1 protein-coding gene is annotated in these 531 nt (G+C 64.2%); it reads right to left on the reverse strand.

The features are described 5' to 3' along the window. Positions 1–41: 41 nt before the first annotated feature. On the reverse strand, positions 42–527 hold the full coding sequence (locus GFB48_RS17460) for a F0F1 ATP synthase subunit delta (RefSeq protein WP_368669086.1): 486 nt from the start codon (positions 525–527) through the stop codon (positions 42–44). Positions 528–531 lie beyond the last annotated feature (4 nt).

Below are 531 nucleotides of genomic sequence, written 5' to 3' on the forward strand. Positions count from 1 at the left end.
GGGCGATATCGTCGATTTCGTCCGAGCCTCGCGGAACAGCATTACGCGGCGGTGAGCGCAGACTGCATCTGCGCCAGGCGCGCGCGCATCGAGGTGTCGAGCACTTCATCGCCCACCTGCACACGCACACCGCCGATCAGCGAAGGATCGACCGTCACGTGCGGTTGCAGCTTCTTGCCGAACTTGCGTTCGAGCGTGGCGACCAGATCGGTCAGGGGCGCGCCCTCGAGCGGGAACGCACTGGTGATCTCGACGTCGGCGGCGCCTTCGCTGGCATTCCGCAGCAGATGGAGTTGCGCGGCAATTTCCGGCAGCAGCGAAAGACGCTTGTTGGCGACCAGCAGGCCAACCAGTTCCTTCGCTTCATGCGACACCGGAGATTTCAGCGCCGACAGGAAGATCCCCGCCACATCGGCTTTGGAGAGCTTCGGATCATCGGCGACTGCCTTCATGTCGGGCACGGCGGCGATTTGCCCCATCTCCGACACGAGCTCAGACCATGCACCCAGATTGCCGGCCTTCGCCACGCGG

This window comes from Paraferrimonas sp. SM1919 (genome assembly GCF_010993985.1).
Classification (GTDB): Bacteria; Pseudomonadota; Gammaproteobacteria; order Enterobacterales; family Shewanellaceae; genus SM1919.